Origin of the sequence: Paenarthrobacter aurescens (assembly GCF_025421775.1) — a bacterium.
GTDB classification, from domain to species: domain Bacteria; phylum Actinomycetota; class Actinomycetes; order Actinomycetales; family Micrococcaceae; genus Arthrobacter; species Arthrobacter aurescens_B.
The window spans coordinates 157,693-174,979 of sequence record NZ_JAOEFX010000005.1; the positions used below are offsets into that span (position 1 = coordinate 157,693).

General features: G+C 61.7%; 18 protein-coding genes, 1 other RNA gene and 1 riboswitch. Of the genes, 10 read left to right on the plus strand and 9 right to left on the minus strand.

Features of this window, described 5'->3' with window-relative positions; genetic code table 11:
* Positions 1-48: 48 nt before the first annotated feature.
* From prfB to N7568_RS12480, 7 genes are all read left to right on the plus strand, one after another.
* The gene (gene prfB, locus N7568_RS12450) at positions 49-1,167 is read left to right on the plus strand and encodes a peptide chain release factor 2 (RefSeq protein ID WP_159733764.1); all 1,119 of its coding nucleotides are present in this window, start codon (positions 49-51) and stop codon (positions 1,165-1,167) included.
* A gap of 187 nt (positions 1,168-1,354) precedes the next feature.
* Positions 1,355-2,119 (plus strand): cell division ATP-binding protein FtsE, encoded by a 765-nt coding sequence (gene ftsE / locus N7568_RS12455; protein ID WP_017198501.1) that lies wholly within the window; start codon positions 1,355-1,357, stop codon positions 2,117-2,119.
* The gene (gene ftsX / locus N7568_RS12460) at positions 2,116-3,030 is read left to right on the plus strand and encodes a permease-like cell division protein FtsX (RefSeq protein ID WP_261610137.1); all 915 of its coding nucleotides are present in this window, start codon (positions 2,116-2,118) and stop codon (positions 3,028-3,030) included. The genes ftsE and ftsX overlap by 4 nt, the downstream gene beginning before the upstream one ends.
* 55 nt (positions 3,031-3,085) lie before the next feature.
* Positions 3,086-4,501: a M23 family metallopeptidase gene (locus N7568_RS12465; protein ID WP_261610138.1), complete on the plus strand. Its 1,416-nt coding sequence runs from the start codon at positions 3,086-3,088 to the stop codon at positions 4,499-4,501.
* A 76-nt stretch (positions 4,502-4,577) separates the two neighbouring features.
* Positions 4,578-5,048: an SsrA-binding protein SmpB gene (smpB, locus tag N7568_RS12470; protein ID WP_026540087.1), complete on the plus strand. Its 471-nt coding sequence runs from the start codon at positions 4,578-4,580 to the stop codon at positions 5,046-5,048.
* 122 nt (positions 5,049-5,170) lie between these two features.
* Positions 5,171-5,539, plus strand: a transfer-messenger RNA (tmRNA) gene (ssrA, locus tag N7568_RS12475).
* Positions 5,540-5,694: 155 nt separating this feature from the next.
* The gene (locus N7568_RS12480) at positions 5,695-6,678 is read left to right on the plus strand and encodes a S1C family serine protease (protein WP_261610139.1); all 984 of its coding nucleotides are present in this window, start codon (positions 5,695-5,697) and stop codon (positions 6,676-6,678) included.
* A 7-nt stretch (positions 6,679-6,685) separates the two neighbouring features.
* Here N7568_RS12480 and N7568_RS12485 read toward each other — a convergent pair whose 3' ends face one another.
* Positions 6,686-7,015, minus strand: coding sequence for a hypothetical protein (locus N7568_RS12485; RefSeq protein ID WP_261610321.1), 330 nt, complete (start codon positions 7,013-7,015; stop codon positions 6,686-6,688).
* A 76-nt stretch (positions 7,016-7,091) separates the two neighbouring features.
* Between N7568_RS12485 and N7568_RS12490 the strand changes: the two genes are divergently transcribed.
* The gene (locus N7568_RS12490) at positions 7,092-8,549 is read left to right on the plus strand and encodes an MFS transporter (RefSeq protein ID WP_261610140.1); all 1,458 of its coding nucleotides are present in this window, start codon (positions 7,092-7,094) and stop codon (positions 8,547-8,549) included.
* Positions 8,550-8,578: 29 nt separating this feature from the next.
* Here N7568_RS12490 and N7568_RS12495 read toward each other — a convergent pair whose 3' ends face one another.
* The 7 genes from N7568_RS12495 to N7568_RS12525 form a co-directional block, all read right to left on the minus strand.
* A complete protein-coding gene (locus N7568_RS12495) occupies positions 8,579-9,292 on the minus strand; it encodes a metal-dependent transcriptional regulator (protein ID WP_261610141.1) in 714 nt (237 codons plus the stop codon).
* Positions 9,293-9,302: 10 nt separating this feature from the next.
* On the minus strand, positions 9,303-10,127 hold the full coding sequence (locus tag N7568_RS12500) for a class I SAM-dependent methyltransferase (RefSeq protein ID WP_439898983.1): 825 nt from the start codon (positions 10,125-10,127) through the stop codon (positions 9,303-9,305).
* Between the two features lie 82 nt (positions 10,128-10,209).
* On the minus strand, positions 10,210-11,613 hold the full coding sequence (locus tag N7568_RS12505; RefSeq protein WP_261610143.1) for an aminotransferase class V-fold PLP-dependent enzyme: 1,404 nt from the start codon (positions 11,611-11,613) through the stop codon (positions 10,210-10,212).
* Between the two features lie 32 nt (positions 11,614-11,645).
* Positions 11,646-11,759, minus strand: a riboswitch (SAM riboswitch).
* Positions 11,760-11,943: 184 nt separating this feature from the next.
* The gene (gene hisN / locus N7568_RS12510; protein WP_261610144.1) at positions 11,944-12,756 is read right to left on the minus strand and encodes a histidinol-phosphatase; all 813 of its coding nucleotides are present in this window, start codon (positions 12,754-12,756) and stop codon (positions 11,944-11,946) included.
* A gap of 55 nt (positions 12,757-12,811) precedes the next feature.
* Complete coding sequence (rsgA, locus tag N7568_RS12515) at positions 12,812-13,927, minus strand: ribosome small subunit-dependent GTPase A (protein ID WP_261610145.1); 1,116 nt, start codon at positions 13,925-13,927, stop codon at positions 12,812-12,814.
* Positions 13,928-13,929: 2 nt separating this feature from the next.
* Entirely contained in the window at positions 13,930-15,303 is a 1,374-nt protein-coding gene (aroA, locus tag N7568_RS12520; protein WP_261610146.1) for a 3-phosphoshikimate 1-carboxyvinyltransferase, read from the minus strand.
* Between the two features lie 6 nt (positions 15,304-15,309).
* Positions 15,310-15,825: a DoxX family membrane protein gene (locus N7568_RS12525; protein ID WP_261610147.1), complete on the minus strand. Its 516-nt coding sequence runs from the start codon at positions 15,823-15,825 to the stop codon at positions 15,310-15,312.
* Positions 15,826-16,001: 176 nt separating this feature from the next.
* Here N7568_RS12525 and N7568_RS12530 point away from each other — a divergent pair, with 176 nt between their 5' ends.
* Positions 16,002-16,799, plus strand: coding sequence for a sigma-70 family RNA polymerase sigma factor (locus N7568_RS12530; RefSeq protein WP_306422866.1), 798 nt, complete (start codon positions 16,002-16,004; stop codon positions 16,797-16,799).
* Positions 16,796-17,056, plus strand: a complete 261-nt coding sequence (gene rsrA, locus N7568_RS12535; protein ID WP_261610148.1) for a mycothiol system anti-sigma-R factor — start codon at positions 16,796-16,798, stop codon at positions 17,054-17,056. The genes N7568_RS12530 and rsrA overlap by 4 nt, the downstream gene beginning before the upstream one ends.
* A gap of 127 nt (positions 17,057-17,183) precedes the next feature.
* Here rsrA and N7568_RS28665 read toward each other — a convergent pair whose 3' ends face one another.
* A complete protein-coding gene (locus tag N7568_RS28665; protein WP_369299106.1) occupies positions 17,184-17,258 on the minus strand; it encodes a 50S ribosomal protein bL37 in 75 nt (24 codons plus the stop codon).
* Between the last annotated feature and the right edge of the window lie 29 nt (positions 17,259-17,287).

Below are 17,287 nucleotides of genomic sequence, written 5' to 3' on the forward strand. Positions count from 1 at the left end.
GAACACGGTGGATAGGGAGTGCGGTGGATAGCGTACGCTGGGATGACCATGGCTGAGATAGATTTTCCCGCAGAAATCCGCGCACTTCGCGCAACTTACAGCTCCATTGAGAACGTCACGGATGTTGATGCGCTCAAAGCTGAGATCGCCGAACTGAGCGAGCAAGCAGGAGCCCCGGACCTTTGGGATGACCCAGCTTCAGCTCAAGTAATCACCTCGCGGTTGTCGCACCGGCAGTCCGAAGTTGAACGCCTTTCCAGGCTCGCGTCCCGTATTGACGACCTCGAGGTCCTCGTGGAACTGGGGCAGGACGAGGGCGATGAGGACTCGATGGCGGAAGCGGCCAAGGAACTGTCATCCATCCGCAAAGCCTTGGCAGAACTCGAAATCACAACGTTGTTGTCCGGCGAATACGATGAACGCGAAGCTGTTGTCACCATCAGGGCTGGAGCGGGTGGCGTCGACGCTGCCGATTTCGCCGAGATGCTGATGAGGATGTACTTGCGGTGGGCCGAACGCCATGGCTATCCGACCACCGTGATGGACACCTCCTACGCCGAAGAGGCAGGGCTGAAATCCGCAACCTTCGAAGTCAAGGCACCGTACGCCTTCGGCACTCTGAGTGTCGAAGCTGGCACGCACCGGCTGGTTCGCATCAGCCCCTTCGACAACCAAGGTCGCCGCCAGACGTCCTTTGCAGCCGTCGAAGTTATTCCGTTGATTGAACAGACAGATTCCATCGAGATTCCCGATAACGAAATCCGCGTCGACGTGTTCCGGTCCTCGGGTCCCGGCGGCCAGTCAGTCAATACCACTGACTCTGCCGTGCGGTTGACGCACATTCCCACGGGCATAGTGGTCTCGATGCAGAACGAAAAGTCCCAGCTTCAGAACCGGGCAGCGGCTATGCGCGTGCTTCAATCACGCTTGCTGTTGGTTAAGAAGGAACAACAGGATGCCGAAAAGAAGGCCCTGGCTGGGGACGTCAAAGCTTCCTGGGGAGACCAGATGCGCTCCTATGTGCTCAATCCGTATCAGATGGTTAAGGACCTGCGCACCGAACACGAGGTGGGCAATACTTCTGCAGTGCTGGACGGCGATATTGACGACTTCATCGATGCCGGCATTCGCTGGCGGACAGGCAACCGCAACGCCGCGGCGAACTAGGATCCTGAGGGACGGGGAAGGTTCGCAGCGGATGCCGAATCCGCGACACGCCATTGAAAGCTCCGGTTTCCGCGCCTACCCGTGCGTATAGTCGAGTGGCCGGTGCTCTCACTTCCCCCATCGAAAGCCCGTGCTCCGGCTGTTGGACTGGGCGACTAAGTCATGTCCGGCGGGGTTCTAAAGGGCCATGATCAGATTCGAGAATGTCACCAAGGTATACGAGCAGAATGCCCGACCGGCGCTCGACTCTGTCAGCCTTGAGATCAACCGCGGGGAATTCACCTTCCTGGTGGGCGCTTCGGGCTCAGGCAAGTCCACCTTTCTGCGGTTGATCCTGAAGGAAGACAAAGCCTCCTCCGGATCCGTGTATGTTGCCGGCCAGAATGTTGCCAATATTTCCAGTTGGCGTGTCCCCAAGCTCCGGCGCGGCATAGGCGTGGTCTTCCAGGACTTCCGTCTGCTGCCCCAAAAGAACGTCTTCGCCAACGTTGCTTTCGCAATGCAGGTCATCGGCAAGAGCCGTTCCATTATTCGCGAAACAGTGCCTGAAGTCCTGAAAACTGTGGGCTTGGAGGGCAAGGAACGTCGCATGCCCCATGAACTTTCAGGTGGCGAGCAGCAGCGTGTGGCCATCGCCCGCGCCGTCGTGAATCGTCCCGGCATCCTGCTCGCGGACGAACCGACGGGCAACCTGGACCCCATCACCTCGATGGGAATCATGGGAGTCCTGGACAAGATCAACCAGAACGGCACCACAGTAGTCATGGCAACCCACGACGACGACATCGTCAACGAAATGCGCCGCCGCGTGGTGGAACTCAAAAACGGCAAGGTCATCCGCGACGAAGCCAAAGCGCTGTACACCTCGATGATCCCCGTGGTTGGCGAATCGCGTCGACTGCGCGATGCCAGTGGCGAGGAACTCAACCGTGCCCAGGGGGCCCAGCTGTGAGGCTCTTGTTCATTCTCGGGGAAATCGGCAGTGGCCTGCGTCGAAACCTTTCCATGGTGATTTCCGTGGTTCTGGTGACGTTTGTTTCCCTGACGTTCGTTGGTGCGGCCGGAATGCTGCAGATGCAGATCAACCAGATGAAGGGCTACTGGTACGACAAAGTACAAGTTGCGGTTTTCCTCTGCAATGACGGTTCGACGGCGGTGGGCTGCGCTTCGGGTCCAGCCACCGAGGAGCAACAGGCCAACCTTCAGTCGATGCTTGAGTCTCCGGCAGTCAAGCAGTACATCAACGACTTCCAGTTCGAATCCCAGGCCGAAGCGTATACGCACTTCAAGGAACAGTTCTCCAACTCGCCGATTGTGGACTCAGTGTCCGAGGACCAGTTGCCCGCGTCCTTCCGCATCAACATGAAGAACCCCGAGAAGTACCAGATCATCAGCGAGACTTTCTCCTCCCAACCGGGCGTTGAGACGGTCAGCGACCAACGGCAGGTTCTTGAGCGGATCTTCTCCTGGATGAACGGGGCATCGGTTGCAGCGATGGGTGTAGCCGCTGTGATGATTTTCTGCGCCGTGCTGCTCATTACCACCACCATCCGGCTCTCGGCGTTCAGCCGACGGCGGGAAACCGGAATCATGCGACTCGTGGGCGCTTCCAAGACAGTGATCCAGCTACCGTTCATCCTGGAAGGTGTCATTGCCGCCGTCGTGGGTGCTGTACTGGCGTCGGTGACGTTGTGGCTCATGGCGCACTTCTGGCTGAATGGCGACCTGTCTACGCAGTTCCTCAACACTCCCTTTATTTCCTCCACCCAGGTACTGGTTATCGCACCAGTGCTGATCGCACTTGGCGCGGGGCTTGCCGGGATATCCTCCTTGTTGACCCTCCGGCGTTATCTGAAGGTCTAGCCATGAACGCCGAAATCCGATGAACAACCATGCTGACAAGCGAAAAGGACTCCTGATGACCATGTTGGACCCGAACTCCCTGCGCCGACGCCTCGCGTCAGGCAATGCTCGGATTCTGGGTGCCGTCCTGGCTGTGGGTCTGGCTGTCAGCCTCCTCTCAGGCGCCCCCACGGCACAGGCTGACAACCTCGAAGACCAGCAAGCCGCGCTCGAAGCGGAAGCTGCCAGGGTCCAGGCTTCCCTAGAATTCGTCGACGCCAATATCGCAAAGGCAGCCGGTGACCTCGTGATCTACCAGGGCCGCCTTCCGGGTGCCCAGCAGGCGCTGCTTGAGGCCCAAGGACGGGTGGCCAGCGCGGTCAAGGAAGTCGAGGCATTGGCTGCCAGAGTTGAACTTGCCCAGCAGAACAAGGCCAAGATCACCGAACAGTTGGAGAGCGACAAGCAGAAGATCACCGACACGAAGAAGCTGATCGGCCAGATCGCCTCCCAAGCCTACAAATCCGGCGGCGTTCCTACCAATGTCGCCCTGCTCTTTGGGTCCAGTGAGTCGGGCAGCCTGACTGAGTCGATGGATTTGGCCGACCAGGCCATGCGCAGCCAGAACGCCGCAATGACCAAGCTGACCCAGCAGAACGCTACCAACGTGAACTCCCAGGCACGGCTCGTCGCAGTCGAGGAGGAGATTCAGGACCTGAAGGCGAAGGCAGACGCTGCGCTTGAGCGGGAAAAGTCGGCGAGAGACGAGGCAGCGAGCAAGAAAGCTGAAGTCGATAAGCTGATTGAAGACACCACGCGCCTTAACGGACAACTGCAGGCTGCCAAGCCGGGCATCGAAGCCAACCTGGCCCGGGTGAAGGCTGAGCAGGATACCGTTGCCGCCGAAATTGTGGAGCGTGACCGGAAACTCAGGGAAGCCTGGGAAGCGGAGCAGCGTCGTCTTGCCGAAGAAGCTGCTGCTGCTGCCGCGGCTGCGGCTGCAGCTCAAGGACGGCCGGCCCCTCCGGAACAGCCGTACGTTCCGCCGGCCGCTGGTTCGCCGTCCGCTTTCGGCCTACGTCATCCCTTCGCCAGCTACGTGCCTATTACGTCCGGGTTCGGCTGGCGTGCAACTCCGCCGGGGACCATCGACTTTTACGGTACTGGCGGCTACATGCACACCGGCATTGACTTCGGCGCGGCATGCGGCACTCCCGTCTACGCGGCAGCCGCAGGCGAAGTCTTCAACTCGGGTTGGAACTCGGCCGATGGCGGTGGCTGGCGTGTGAAGTTGTCCCATGGGGTTGTTCAAGGGAACTCCCTGACCACCATCTACTACCACAACAGCAGCATCGTCGTGGCTAATGGCCAGCGGGTCTCGGCAGGCCAACTCATCGCGTTTTCCGGCAGCACGGGCAACTCCACCGGCTGCCACGCGCACTTTGAGACTTGGCTGAACGGCTCCGCAGTGGATCCCATGAACCTCCTCTAGCGTGCGGCCAGCGTGCGGGTCACCCCCGACGCTGGCGTACACTAGTTGAAATCCGCATCTAACAAGGAGTTCTACCGTGCCCAAGGAAAGTGGCCGTAAGGTAGTGGCCACCAATCGGAAGGCCCGGCATAACTACCATGTTCTGGACACCTATGAGGCAGGCATTGCCCTCATGGGAACAGAAGTGAAGTCCCTCCGTGAGGGACATGCGTCCATGGTGGATGGCTTCTGCACGTTCTACAACGACGAGTTGTGGATGGAAGGTATCCATATCCCTGAGTATCACCAGGGGAGTTGGACCAACCATGCCGCGCGCCGGCGTCGTAAGCTCTTGCTTCATCGCGAAGAACTGGACAAGATCTCGCAGAAGATCCGTGAGTCCGGCTTCACTGTGGTGCCGCTTCAGCTTTACTTCCTGGACGGCAGGGCCAAAGTGGAAATTGCCATCGCCCGCGGTAAGAAGGACTACGACAAGCGTCAAACCCTGCGTGAGCAGCAGGACAAGCGTGAGTCGCTTCGTGAGCTGCGGGAACGCAACCGACGCTAGGCTCCGTGCCAGGCGTGTCCGGGGAATGTTCCGCCGGATGAATGCGTTATGATGGGTAGTCCGACAGGAACTCGATGTACTCCGTGCAATCGGGTCGCCGGTCGGGTTTGGTAACAAAATACGGGGATGATCGGTTTCGACGATGTTAGTCGCGACAGGTGAAGCGGGCCGAGGATGCAGAATTATCTCGTAAACGCTGTCTGCAAACCAATAAGTGCCGAATCTAAGCGCACTGACTTCGCTCTCGCTGCCTAAGCAGTAAGACAGTCCGTCAGCCCGGGGTTGCTATCGCCCCGGTTCCTGGCGTCATTTAGATAGCCACTGCTGTTTGCCTTCGTCATTGAGGTAAACGGGACTCTTAGATGACTGGGCCCGGATCAGCCACCTGTTCGCAGGATGGCTGGGGCCGAGAAAATCCGACGCGAACTGCGCCCGGAGAAGCCCTGACAAAACGACATCGGACGGGGGTTCAATTCCCCCCATCTCCACCCTGGAAAGCCCTCGGATCCTCGTGATCCGGGGGTTTTCTTGTGCCCGGAACCAGGAGCGTTCACCCAAGGCGTACCAAACCCAGGACTAGTGGCGCGTGATTGGCGGTTGAACTGGGTAAGCGCTCAACAGCGTGAGTGGTGGCGGGAGGCATGTGATGAGCACTGAACCTGAGTTTGAATTGCAGGACCCGGACGACGAGCAAGCCGTGGACGCTTACTCGCGGATCGTGATTCGTGTGGCCGCGTCAGTAACGCCCCATGTTGCCGCCATCGAGATGACGAGCACTGGCCGCCGGGGTCAGATCCGCAGGGGCAGTGGCTCGGCCGTTGTCTTCACTGGTGATGGGTACATGCTGACGAACGCGCATGTGGTGGCGGGTATCCGGTCCGGCCGGGCTGTATTCTCCGACGGGAAGCATACCGAGGTGGAGTTGGTGGGCGCAGATCCGTTATCCGACCTTGCGGTGGTCCGTGGCTTGAGGCCTGGCCCGTCGCCGGCGTTGTTGGGCAACGCCGACACGTTAAGGGTGGGCCAGCTGGTGATCGCCGTGGGCAACCCGTTGGGATTGGCCGGATCGGTTACCGCGGGTGTGGTCAGCGGACTGGGCAGATCCATCCCTGTCCGGGCTGGTGAGCACAGGCGCGTCATAGAGGATGTGATCCAAACGGACGCCGCCCTCAATCCCGGGAACTCTGGAGGTGCGCTGGCCGATGCCCGGGGGCGGATCGTCGGAATCAACACAGCTGTGGCCGGGCTTGGGCTCGGGTTGGCGGTGCCAATCAATGCGACAAGCCAGCGCATCATCGCCGGGCTGCTGAGGGATGGCAGGGTTCGCCGCGCCTATCTGGGTTTGGTGAGTACGCCAATATCCCTTGACGCCAGTGCTGTGGTGCGGACGGGCCAGAAGGAGGGGCTGCGTGTGGTGGAGGTGATCCCGAATTCTCCCGCGGAGCTGTCAGGACTCCAACCGGGGGACTTGGTGCTGCGCGCTCAGGGGCGGGCAGTGTCCAGTGCGGAAAGCCTGCAGAAACTGCTGTTTGAGGAAGCCATCGGCGAACCCTTCCCCCTAACGGTGCTGAGGGAAGGGAAGGCACTGCATGTCATTGCGGTGCCCTCAGAAATGAGCCAGCAGAATTAGGGAAAAGCTAGGCTTGGTTCTCCGGTACGTCGACGACGCCAACGAAGCGGCTGCCCACGCCTTCGTATTCGCTGCGCACTTCACCCAGGAAGAGCTTGGGAAGGTCGCTGTTCCGGTGGGTGCCGCAGTAAACGAAGGAAAAGTCAGGCCACCATTTCTTGGGGCGAACGGCTTCGGAGTAGCCACATACGGCACAGGTCAGATGAACCCAGACAGGGCGTTTGCCTGTGCGGTTGGCTCGAGACTGCACCAGCCACGCCGGGGGATTGTCCTGCATCTCCCGGAGTTCTGCTTCTGAAAGCCGGGACGGAATACCGTGGCGTTGGGCCATTTCCATCGAAATATCAAGGGCCAATGCTGCATCACGTCTGCTAATCACCACTCAACGATACGGGACTTCCCGGGCGTAGGCTGTGCTCATGACTGACGCAACGGTCCTGCCGCCGAGTACACCTCTCCAGAAACGCGTGCTGGTGGTGGCGATCGTGGCTTCGTTCATCGCCATCCTTGACGGTTTTGTGGTGAACCTCGCACTCCCCGCCATCGGGCGGGAACTCGGCGGCGGCCTGGTTATCCAGCAGTGGGTGGTGGACGCGTACCTGCTCACCCTGGGCGGATTGATCCTTGTGGCCGGCTCACTGTCCGACCATTTCGGCAGGGCACGGATCCTTGAGTGGGGCCTGGCCGGCTTCGCACTGACCTCGGTGCTGTGCGGTTTGGCATGGACCGGCGAAGTGCTGGTGGTTTCCAGGGCGCTCCAAGGGATCGCGGGTGCCCTTTTGGTTCCGAGCTCGCTGGCCATGATTATCACGTCGTTCTCCGGCCCTGCCCAATCGAAGGCCATTGGCCAGTGGTCCGGGTGGACCAGTGCGGCGGCCATTGTCGGCCCGCTCATCGGCGGCCTGGCGGTCGACGTCCTCTCATGGCGGGTGATCTTCTTCATCAACGTCATTCCTGCAGTTGCCATCTGGCCTATGCTGGCCGGTCTTCGTGCGTCCGACGCCGCGCGGGACAAGAGCAAACGCATCGACTACCTCGGAGCCGTCCTGGCCATGGTGGGCCTCGGTGGACCCGTGTTTGCGTTCATCGAACAAGGCCGCATGGGCTGGGGCAGCGCCCAGGTGTGGGTGCCATTGGCGGTTGGCGTGGTGGCCATGGCCTTTTTCCTGATCCACGAGGCACGGACTCCTGAGCCCATGCTGCCGCTCAGGCTGTTCACCATCCGCAATTTTGGCTGGGGCAACCTGGCCACCCTGGCCATCTACGGCGGCATTTCTCTGGGCTTCTTCGTCTTGGGGATTTACCTGCAGCAGGTGGGCGGCATGGGTGCCACGGTGGCAGGAATGGCACTCCTGCCGGGCACGGTCATCCTGATGCTGGGTGCTTCATACTTTGGCGGTTTGGCCGGAAAATACGGACCCAGATGGTTCATGACTGCGGGTCCGCTGCTGTGCGGTGTGGGCTTCCTGATGTCATTGTCGGTTCAGGAGCCGCTCAATTACTGGACTCAGGTGCTGCCGGGCCAGATCGTCTTCGGTCTGGGCTTGGCGACGCTCGTGGCACCACTCACAGCCGCGATCCTCGGTGCCGTCCCACCTGAGGAAGCCGGGATCGGTTCAGCGGTGAACAACGCTGTTGCGCGTATCGCAGGTCTGATTTCGATCGCCTTTGCAGGGGTGATTGTCGGCCCGGTTTTTGCCCGGGAGGGTCTCTACAACGCCTTGCTGGTCACAGCTGGTCTGTTCCTGTTCGGGGCGGCGGCGTCCGCCGTCGGGATCCGAAACCCGCCACGCGAAGCGGAGACTGCGGCCAAAAGCCAACCGGATGCAGCAGCGCCCGACGACGGCGGTGCGGCCGGGCAGCGCAGCTGACCTTGGGCGTGGGCCCGGCAGCGTTCAGGTCAGCGCGTCGGCAGGACGCAGCCTTCGTGGACCTCTGCGCTCTGCACCCAGAGCGCAGACGTCACTTCATCCGCGAGATCGAATTCCCGGCCCTGGGCGCCACTGCCGATCCGCACTACCAGTGCCCCTCCGAAGGGTTTGCGCCCAACGACTTCAACCGGCGCGTCCAAGGCGATCTCCTCAGCAGCAAGGTACCGGAGAAGGTCCGGGTTCTCGTCGCTGATCCGGGTGATGCGGCCTGAGTGTCCTTGGTCCAGTTCGATCATGCGGTAAGCATGCGGCAACTCGACGGACCCATCGGCTGAAGGAATAGGATCTCCATGCGGATCCCGGACAGGATGGCCAAGCTTGGCGGACATGCGTTCGATGAAAGTATCTGACACCGCATGTTCCAGCATCTCGGCTTCGTCGTGGACTTCGTCCCAGCTGTACCCGAGTTCTTCCACGAGGTAAGTTTCGATGAGTCGGTGCCGCCGTACCATGGCCAAGGCCAGCCGCATGCCCGCGGGAGTCAGCCGGATGGCACTGTAGGGTTGGTGGTCCACCAGGCCCTGGTCTTTGAGCTTGCGGACCATTTCAGACACCGAAGAATTGGCGACACCCAGGCGCTGGGCGAGTTGGGAGGACGTAATCGGCTTGTCTTGCCACTCCGTGTAGGAGTAGATGACCTTGACGTAGTCCTCGATCGAGGAGGAGGGCGTACTGGTCTTCACAACCCCAAGCCTACCGTGGCGGAGCGTTGTGGATATTGAGTGCCCGCCAGGTTTGTGTCACGTACGGCAGTTGGACGGTGTCTCCTGGCACGTACCCCAAGTGGTCGAAGAGATACCACTCCAGGTTCCCCATGACCTTTGCCCTTGTGGCATCGTTGGCGCGCAGATAGTAGCTGCGCGACTTGGTCAACTCCATGATGTCCTCAGGCGTCAAGGCGTCCTCCCATTTGGTGAGGTGGCTCTCCAAGCCTGCAAACTCCGGGCCGATGACGGGCCGGAAGCCGGGCTTGTGGACGTCTCCTGCATGCATAATGCGCGAGAGGCGGTGTACCCACGGAACAGCGGTGTCCAGCTGGTTCCAGATCAATCCCAAGGTGCCCTGCGGCCGCAGGATCCGGGCGATTTCGGTGCTGGCTGCGAATGGATCGCACCAGTGCCAGGCCTGGGCGACACTGACGACGTCGAATGCTGAGTCCGTCAGTCCAGTCGCCTCGGCCGTTCCCACCAACGCATTGACCTGGGGGTAGGCCTTCCGCAATTGCTCCAGCATGTCTGTGGAAGGGTCGACGGCGGCGACCTCCAGTCCGCGTTCTGCGAGGAGAGCCGTGAACTTGCCTGTACCCGCTCCTACGTCCGCAGCGGTTCTGGCCCCTTCGGGAACGAGCCAGTCCACGGAATCCGAAGGATAGCCCGGACGCACGCGATCGTAGTGCTCGCCGCCGTCCTGGAAGCTCAGGCCGAGTTCATTCCTGCGGGTTGCGTGGAGCTTGGGACCACGTGGTCCTGCCGGCCCGGGTACGCCGCGCTGTCCGCTTGAGGAAGCCGGAGAACTCAAAGCCACTGAAGACTCCTTCATAGGGTCGCCAAAGATACTCTACGAATTTACCGCAGTGGCAGGAAGCCTTGGTCCGCGTCTCCTAGTCGACTGTGCAGGGAGCTGCGCCAGCTGTGCCCGGAGTGTTCGGCGCCCACTCAGGGTAGCTGCGGTGATCGTTGGCAGGCACCCACCGGCCCTCGTCCACCACGTAGTCCCAGCCAAGCCCGGTGCGCTTGAGCCCTTCGATGCCTGCAAGCAGCCTCGTGGCGTCCTCCAGCCGGGAGCCGACGCCGAAGCTGGCGCGCAAGGAGCCGGAAGGGAGACCGAGCCGCTTGAGCAAGGGGTGGGCGCAGAAGCGGCCATCCCTGAGGCCGACGCCGTGCTCTGCCGCCAGGTAAGCGGCGACCAAACCGGCATCGAATCCTTCAACGGAGAAATTGACTACGCCGATCGTGTCTTCAGAGTCAGTGAAGATCCGGTGGACGGTCACACCATCGATAGCCTCCAGGCCTTCCACCAGGTACGAGCGGATGGCGGCTTCATGCGCGTGCCAGGCCTCCGGGTCAAGCGCGGCGAGCACCTGGGTGGCCCGGGCGAGGGTGGCGGCTCCCAGGACATTGGGGGAGCCGCCCTCGTGGCGGGCTGGACCGGTAGCCCAGCTGACGGAGTCCAAGCGGGCTTCACGGACGGCACCGCCACCGGCCAAGTGCGGAATCCCGGCGTCGAGCCAGTCCGGGCGACCCACCACGACGCCGGCGCCGAAGGGCGCGTAGAGCTTGTGCCCGGAAAACACGATGTAGTCCACGTCTGCTTCGGCGATGTTGATCCGGCGGTGCGGAGCCAACTGGGCAGCATCCACCACGATCCGTGCACCGTATTCGTGGGCCAGCGAAGCGAGTTGGGCGATGGGAAGAATTTCGCCAGTGACGTTCGATGCGCCCGTCACTGCGAGCAGGCTCACCCCGCCTTGGGCCAGCTCAGAGCGGAGTTTTTCCACTGTGGCGGCCAAGGTTGTGGCTGCGACGACGCTGCGGTGCGGGACTCCCTGCCAGGGGAGCAAATTGGCGTGGTGCTCGATGTCCAGGTAAAGCACCTCGCCGGTGGGCTGGCCGTCTGCGTGCGGGAGGCAGCCGGCCAGAAGGTTCAGGGAGTCCGTGGTATTCCGGGTGAAAATCACGGAATCATCAGGGCGCCCGCCGACGAACTCGCGGACGATGTTCCTGGAGTTTTCATACACGGACGTGCTGATCTGGGAGGCGTAGCCCGCGCCGCGGTGGACGCTCGCATAGTACGGCAGGACTTCGTTCAGGTAGGCCGAGACGATGGTCAAGGCTGGAGCCGATGCTCCGTAGTCGAGGTTGGCGTATCGAACGTGGCCGCCCTGGATCAGCGGAGCCTGCAACTCAGCGCCGGTAACTGCTGCGAGCGGCCGTGCTGCTGCCTGTGCCGGGGTTTCTTCGGCGAAGGACGGAATGATGTTTGAGTTGAACGTGACAGTGCTCATGGGACCTCACTCAAGAGGGACCCCCATAGGGGGATCCGCGCTTGCCGCATCCGTTCCGGACCGGCCGGGTCGTCACCCGGGGCACCCCACCGCGAATGGAGGGTTGCCGGCCAGCAAACCGGGGTTTAGCGCTGGCACTCGTGACCTGTAAAAAGGTTAGGGCACCTCCCGCAACCCGTCCAAAGTCGCTTCGTTATGTTAAGCGCTTTGTTACGTCTGCCGCCGGATCGGCCGTTTCCGCGAAGAAAAAACGGCAGACACCCCCAAAAGGGGGCATCCGCCGTCGAAAATTCGATAAAGTGCCGCTCCGGTGCCAGCCGCAGCCAGGTCCTAGAGCAGGTCGTCCAGCCCGGGGTTCAGCCTCTTGAGGACCTCCGAGTGCAGGATGGAGTTCGTGGCCAGGGCGTTGCCGCCGAAGGGGCCGTCTTCGCCCTCCAGGGAAGTAAAACGGCCGCCTGCCTCGGTAACGATGGGGACCAACGCTGCCATGTCATACAGGTTGAGTTCAGGCTCGCACGCGATGTCCACGGCGCCTTCGGCCACCAGGCAATAGGACCAAAAGTCGCCGTAGGCACGAGTACGCCAGATGTCTTCGGTGAGTCCCATGAACTCCTCGAGGTTCCCGCGTTCCTTCCACCCGGACAGGCTCGAATACGACATCGAGGCGTCGGCCAGGCGGGAAACGTTTGAAACCTTCAGCCGTGTTGCAGATGCAAGGGAGCGGCCCATGTAGGCTCCCATATCCTTCGCTGCCCACCACCGTTTGCCCAGCGCCGGTGCGCTGACAACACCAACAACGGGTTCGCCCTCATCCACCAGGGCAATCAACGTGGCCCACACCGGAACGCCGCGGACAAAGTTCTTGGTCCCGTCAATGGGATCGATGATCCAGCGTCGCGAGCCATGACCGCTGCTGCCAAACTCCTCGCCGAGGACGGCGTCGCGTGGGCGGGAACGCGACAACTGACCGCGGATTGCTTCCTCGGCTGCCTTGTCGGCGTCAGTGACAGGTGTGAGGTCAGGCTTGGTTTCGATCTGCAGGTCCAGCGCCTTGAAGCGATCCATGGTCTGGGCGTCGACTGAATCAGCGAGGACGTGGGCAAGGCGCAGGTCATCGTTGTAGGTGGAAACGGGATGGGTCATGCCACCAAACTATCCTGAATCATTCGCTGCAGTGGGGACGTGAAGCCGTAGCCGGTCAGTTGACCGTGCCCAGTTCCTTTGCCTCTTTGGCCTCCAGCCTCGGATCCGCACCCAGCAAACGGCGCAAGGATGCCAAACGGGCCACTCCCGAGGGGCCCGCATGGCCTTCATTCACCCATGCATCCAACCCGCAATTGATAGCCGTGGCGTCGTGCTTGCAGCCACGCTCGCAAGCTTCCGTCCCCGGCTCAAGATCAGGGAAGGAATGCAAAATCCGGTCCGGGTCCACGTGCGCTAGGCCAAATGAACGAATACCGGGGGTGTCGATGATCCAACTGCCGGAGGGGGCATCGGCAAGTTTGAGGGCCAGCGCCGATGACGAAGTGTGCCGTCCACGGCCCGTCACGGCGTTGACTCCGCCTGTGGCCCGCTCCGCTCCCGTCAGTGCGTTGACCATGGTGGATTTCCCGACGCCGGAGTGGCCCAGCATGACGGTCACCTTGCCTCCGAGGTGGGAGCGCAACTGGGCTACGGCGTCCCGGTCCAATCGTGCGGACAATCCGTCATCCGAGCGGGCATCAATGCCGCCGGCCTCAGAATCGGCCGTGCGGCTGATGATCACGGGGAAGTCCAGGCTGAGGTAGTTGGCGAGCAACTCCGCCGGATCCTTGACATCCGCCTTGGTGATGAGCAGCAGCGGCTCGATGCCGGCGTCGTAGGCTGCCACCAAGGCGCGGTCGATGAAGCCGGTACGTGGTTCAGGGTTGGCGGCAGCAACCACCACCACGAGCTGATCGGCGTTGGCCACAACCACCCGCTCGATGGGGTCGGTGTCATCGGCGCTTCGGCGCAGGAGCGTCGTACGCTCTTCCACGCGGACCAACCTGGCGAGAGTGTCCGGGGCTCCCGAGACGTCTCCCACCAATGCCACGAAGTCACCGGGAACTACGGGGTTTCGGCGCAATTCACGGGCGCGTGCCGCGATGACCACGCGCTCGTTCTCGGAATCTTCGCCCACAATCGCCCTGTAGCGTCCGCGGTCCACTGTGATGATCCGGCCGATGACGGCGTCATCATGGCTGGGCCTGTCCTTGGTCCGTGGCCTGGATCCTTTTTTGTTGGGACGGATCCGAACGTCTGATTCGTCCCAGGAGCGTGCATCACGGCCCATGGTCAGTTGCTGGCCCCATCTTTGCGGGACGTTGACTCAAGCATTCGCGCCCAGATTTCGGGGAACTCCGGCATGGTCTTTGACGTCGTGGCGATATCCTCCACGTTGACGCCCTCGACGGCGAGGCCCAGGATGGCGCCCGCAGTGGCCATGCGGTGGTCGGCATAGCTGTGGACCACTCCGGCGTGCAGGGTGGCGGGACGGATCACCAAACCGTCAGCCGTCTCTTCCGCGTCTCCACCGAGGCGGTTGATCTCGGCTACGAGCGCCGCGAGCCGATCCGTTTCGTGACCTCGGAGATGGGCGATGCCAGTCAGGCGCGAAGGACTTGCAGCCAAGGCGCACAAGGCGGCAACCGTCGGAGCGAGCTCGCTGGTTTCGTCGAAGTCGGCGCCGATGATCGAAGGGCCGCCTGTCACGGTCAACATCCCATCCTGCAAGGTGACGTCGGCCCCCATGGTGGCAAGGATTGTCCGCCACATATCGCCAACCTGGGTGGTGCCGGCGGGCCAATTTGGGATGCGGACTGTGCCCCTTGTGGCCAAAGCAGCGGCGAGGAACGGGCCGGCGTTGGAAAGATCCTGCTCGATCCGCTGGTCAAAGGCCCGGATGGGTCCGGGGGAGACACGCCAGTGGTTCGGCACGGAGTCGTCCACGCTGACACCGACACTGCGGAGGACCTCCACCGTCATGGTGATGTGATCAAGGCTCGGGACCGGCTTGCCTACGTGCTCCAGATGGAGCCCCTCGGTGAATCGGGCACCCACCAGGAGCAAGGCCGACACGAACTGCGATGAAGCGCTCGCGTCAATCACCAGGTGGCCGCCACGGACCTCGCCGTTGCCTTCCACGGTGAAAGGAAGGGCCGACGGCGTCCTGCCGCCCTCGGCTGCCACCGGAACTCCAAGGGCGATCAATGCCTCGATGATGGTTCCCATGGGCCGGTTGCGGGCGTGGGGGTCGCCATCGAAGACGGTAGTGCCATTGCGCAACGCAGCCAGCGGGGGAACGAACCGCATGACGGTACCGGCCAAGCCGCAGTCGATGGCTGTCCGTGAACTCGAGGCAGCGGGATCCATGGGAGTGATCTCCAGGTCCGGGCCGTAGTCGCCGTCACCGGGGACCTCGGTAACGGTGGCCCCCAATTGCCGCAGGGCCTGGATCATCAGTGCAGAGTCACGGGAATGAAGCGGAGCCCGCAGCCGGGAGGGACCATCCGCCAAAGCCGCCAGCACCAGGAATCGGTTGGTCAGCGACTTTGAACCAGGTACCGTCACCGTGGCGTCCACTGGGCCTCTGGCATAGGGAGCCGGCCATAGAGGCAACGTAGTGGCGGCTTTGTTTGAATCGGTGTTTGCGGCGGTGGTACCTGTCATGCTTCCTTATGCTCCAACTGCGTTGTCAACGGCCTTGCGTACTGCTTTGTCTGCCCGCTTGATCTGCTTGCCTGTGACTTTTTTGGCATCGGCCGCCAAGTGCTCTGCCCGCCAGGCGATGCTCGGACGTCCGTCGGTATCAACCGAGGCGAGAAGCACCCCGCCCGTCAGGGAAATGTTCTTGAGCAGCTGTGCCTTGCGCGCACGGCGGCCCTCCTTGGTGCTGATATCTGCCGAACGCCATTCGACGTAGGAGTTCAGTGCCGAGGTCACTGCAAGCAATGTGGCGGCGAAACGCGACAGTTTGCCGAGTCCCAGCAATGCTCCGGCGCCCAATTGGGCCCCGCCGATGACGCGCGCAAGGGTTTTCTCATCAGCTTTGAAAGGCAGGGATTCCGATGCGCGGCGGAGGATGGGCGAGAGTTGCTTGGCAGTGTCGTCCGCGTTCCTGAGCTTGTCCAGACCTGCGACGACGAAGCTGGACGCGAGCATGGGCCGCGCGAGAAAACGGATAACAGACATGTCTTGCCTCCTGGGTGGCTTGCCACACTTTATTGATGAATGTTCACGGGGTGCAGTCTGCTCTAGTCTTGCACCTTTGCGGAATATTTACCCAGCGGCTGCCGTTGTGAACTTAAGGTGCGGTGGATACCGGACCGCGGCATGGTGTTGCCGCCTCGTTGAACGGAGTTGGTTTTTTGACTTTGGTAAAGGACCGTGTGGTTCTACCGGAGCCCGGGTACGGTATGCAGCCGGATTCCCAGCAGCTGACAGTAGACTTGGCAACGATGAGCACCACGGAACCGGCCGCAGCGGCCATGTACCAGGCAGCCGGCGCGGATGAAGACGCAGCGGCAGTGAACCATGTCGATGTCGCTACGGAGACTCCCGAACAGCGGCGGGCGCGCTTTGAGCGTGACGCCATGCAGTACGTGGACCAGCTGTACTCGGCGGCCATGAGAATGGCCCGGAATCCTTCTGATGCGGAGGACCTGGTCCAGGAGGCCTACACCAAGGCGTTTTCGGCTTTCCACCAGTACAAGCCTGGCACCAACCTCAAGGCCTGGCTTTACCGCATCCTGACCAATACCTATATCAACCTCTACCGGAAACGGCAGCGTGAGCCGTTGCAGTCCAATTCGGACACCATTGAGGATTGGCAGTTGGCCAAGGCAGAATCGCACACGTCTGCCGGCCTGCGGTCCGCAGAGACCGAGGCGCTGGATCATCTGCCGGACTCCGACGTCAAGAACGCGCTGCAGTCGATCCCGGAGGAATTCCGGTTGGCCGTCTACTTCGCGGACGTCGAGGGATATGCGTACAAGCAGATCTCAGAGATCATGAACACCCCGATCGGCACGGTCATGTCGCGGTTGCACCGCGGCAGGAAGATGCTGCGGGACATGCTGGCGGACTACGCCACTGAACGGGGCTTCAGGGCCCATACCGAAGATCAGGCCGCGGCCGGAAGCAACAATCAGGAGAAAGAGAAATGAGCGACTGCCAGGGATTGGGCGATTGCGACGATACGCGAATGCAGCGGATCTATGAGTACCTCGACGGCGCCTTGACCCGCGAGGACCTCAGCGAGATCAAGCAGCACCTGGACACCTGCGAGGAGTGTGCTGAGCAGTATGACCTCGAATGCCTCATCCGCACCATGGTCAAGCGCTCATGCACTGAATCTGCACCGGAGAACCTCAAGAATTCGATTCTTGACAGGATCCACGCCATCAAGCCTGTGGAGGCCTGAACCGGTCCCTGCCGAGCATCCTACGCAGAGTCGTCGGATGAAGCGTCGGGCTGAAACGCCAAAGGCCCCGGAAACCGCATGGTTTCCGGGGCCTTCGCTCTTAAGCCTGTGACACTAAGCCGCTGGCTTAGGTGTTGGGACGCTTGCCGTGGTTAGCGCCGCCGCGCTTACGGTCACGACGCTTACGTGCACGCTTGCTCATAGCTGGCCTCCTTCAATTATTGATACTCA

Coding starts and splice junctions, on each gene's coding strand:
- prfB (WP_159733764.1), top strand. CDS start 49: ATGGCTGAGATAGATTTTCCCGCAGAAATCCGCGCACTTCGCGCAACT.
- ftsE (WP_017198501.1), top strand. CDS start 1,355: ATGATCAGATTCGAGAATGTCACCAAGGTATACGAGCAGAATGCCCGA.
- N7568_RS12465 (WP_261610138.1), top strand. CDS start 3,086: ATGACCATGTTGGACCCGAACTCCCTGCGCCGACGCCTCGCGTCAGGC.
- N7568_RS12480 (WP_261610139.1), top strand. CDS start 5,695: ATGAGCACTGAACCTGAGTTTGAATTGCAGGACCCGGACGACGAGCAA.
- N7568_RS12485 (WP_261610321.1), bottom strand. CDS start 7,015: ATGGAAATGGCCCAACGCCACGGTATTCCGTCCCGGCTTTCAGAAGCA.
- N7568_RS12505 (WP_261610143.1), bottom strand. CDS start 11,613: ATGAGCACTGTCACGTTCAACTCAAACATCATTCCGTCCTTCGCCGAA.
- hisN (WP_261610144.1), bottom strand. CDS start 12,756: ATGACCCATCCCGTTTCCACCTACAACGATGACCTGCGCCTTGCCCAC.
- rsgA (WP_261610145.1), bottom strand. CDS start 13,927: ATGGGCCGTGATGCACGCTCCTGGGACGAATCAGACGTTCGGATCCGT.
- aroA (WP_261610146.1), bottom strand. CDS start 15,303: ATGACAGGTACCACCGCCGCAAACACCGATTCAAACAAAGCCGCCACT.
- N7568_RS12525 (WP_261610147.1), bottom strand. CDS start 15,825: ATGTCTGTTATCCGTTTTCTCGCGCGGCCCATGCTCGCGTCCAGCTTC.
- rsrA (WP_261610148.1), top strand. CDS start 16,796: ATGAGCGACTGCCAGGGATTGGGCGATTGCGACGATACGCGAATGCAG.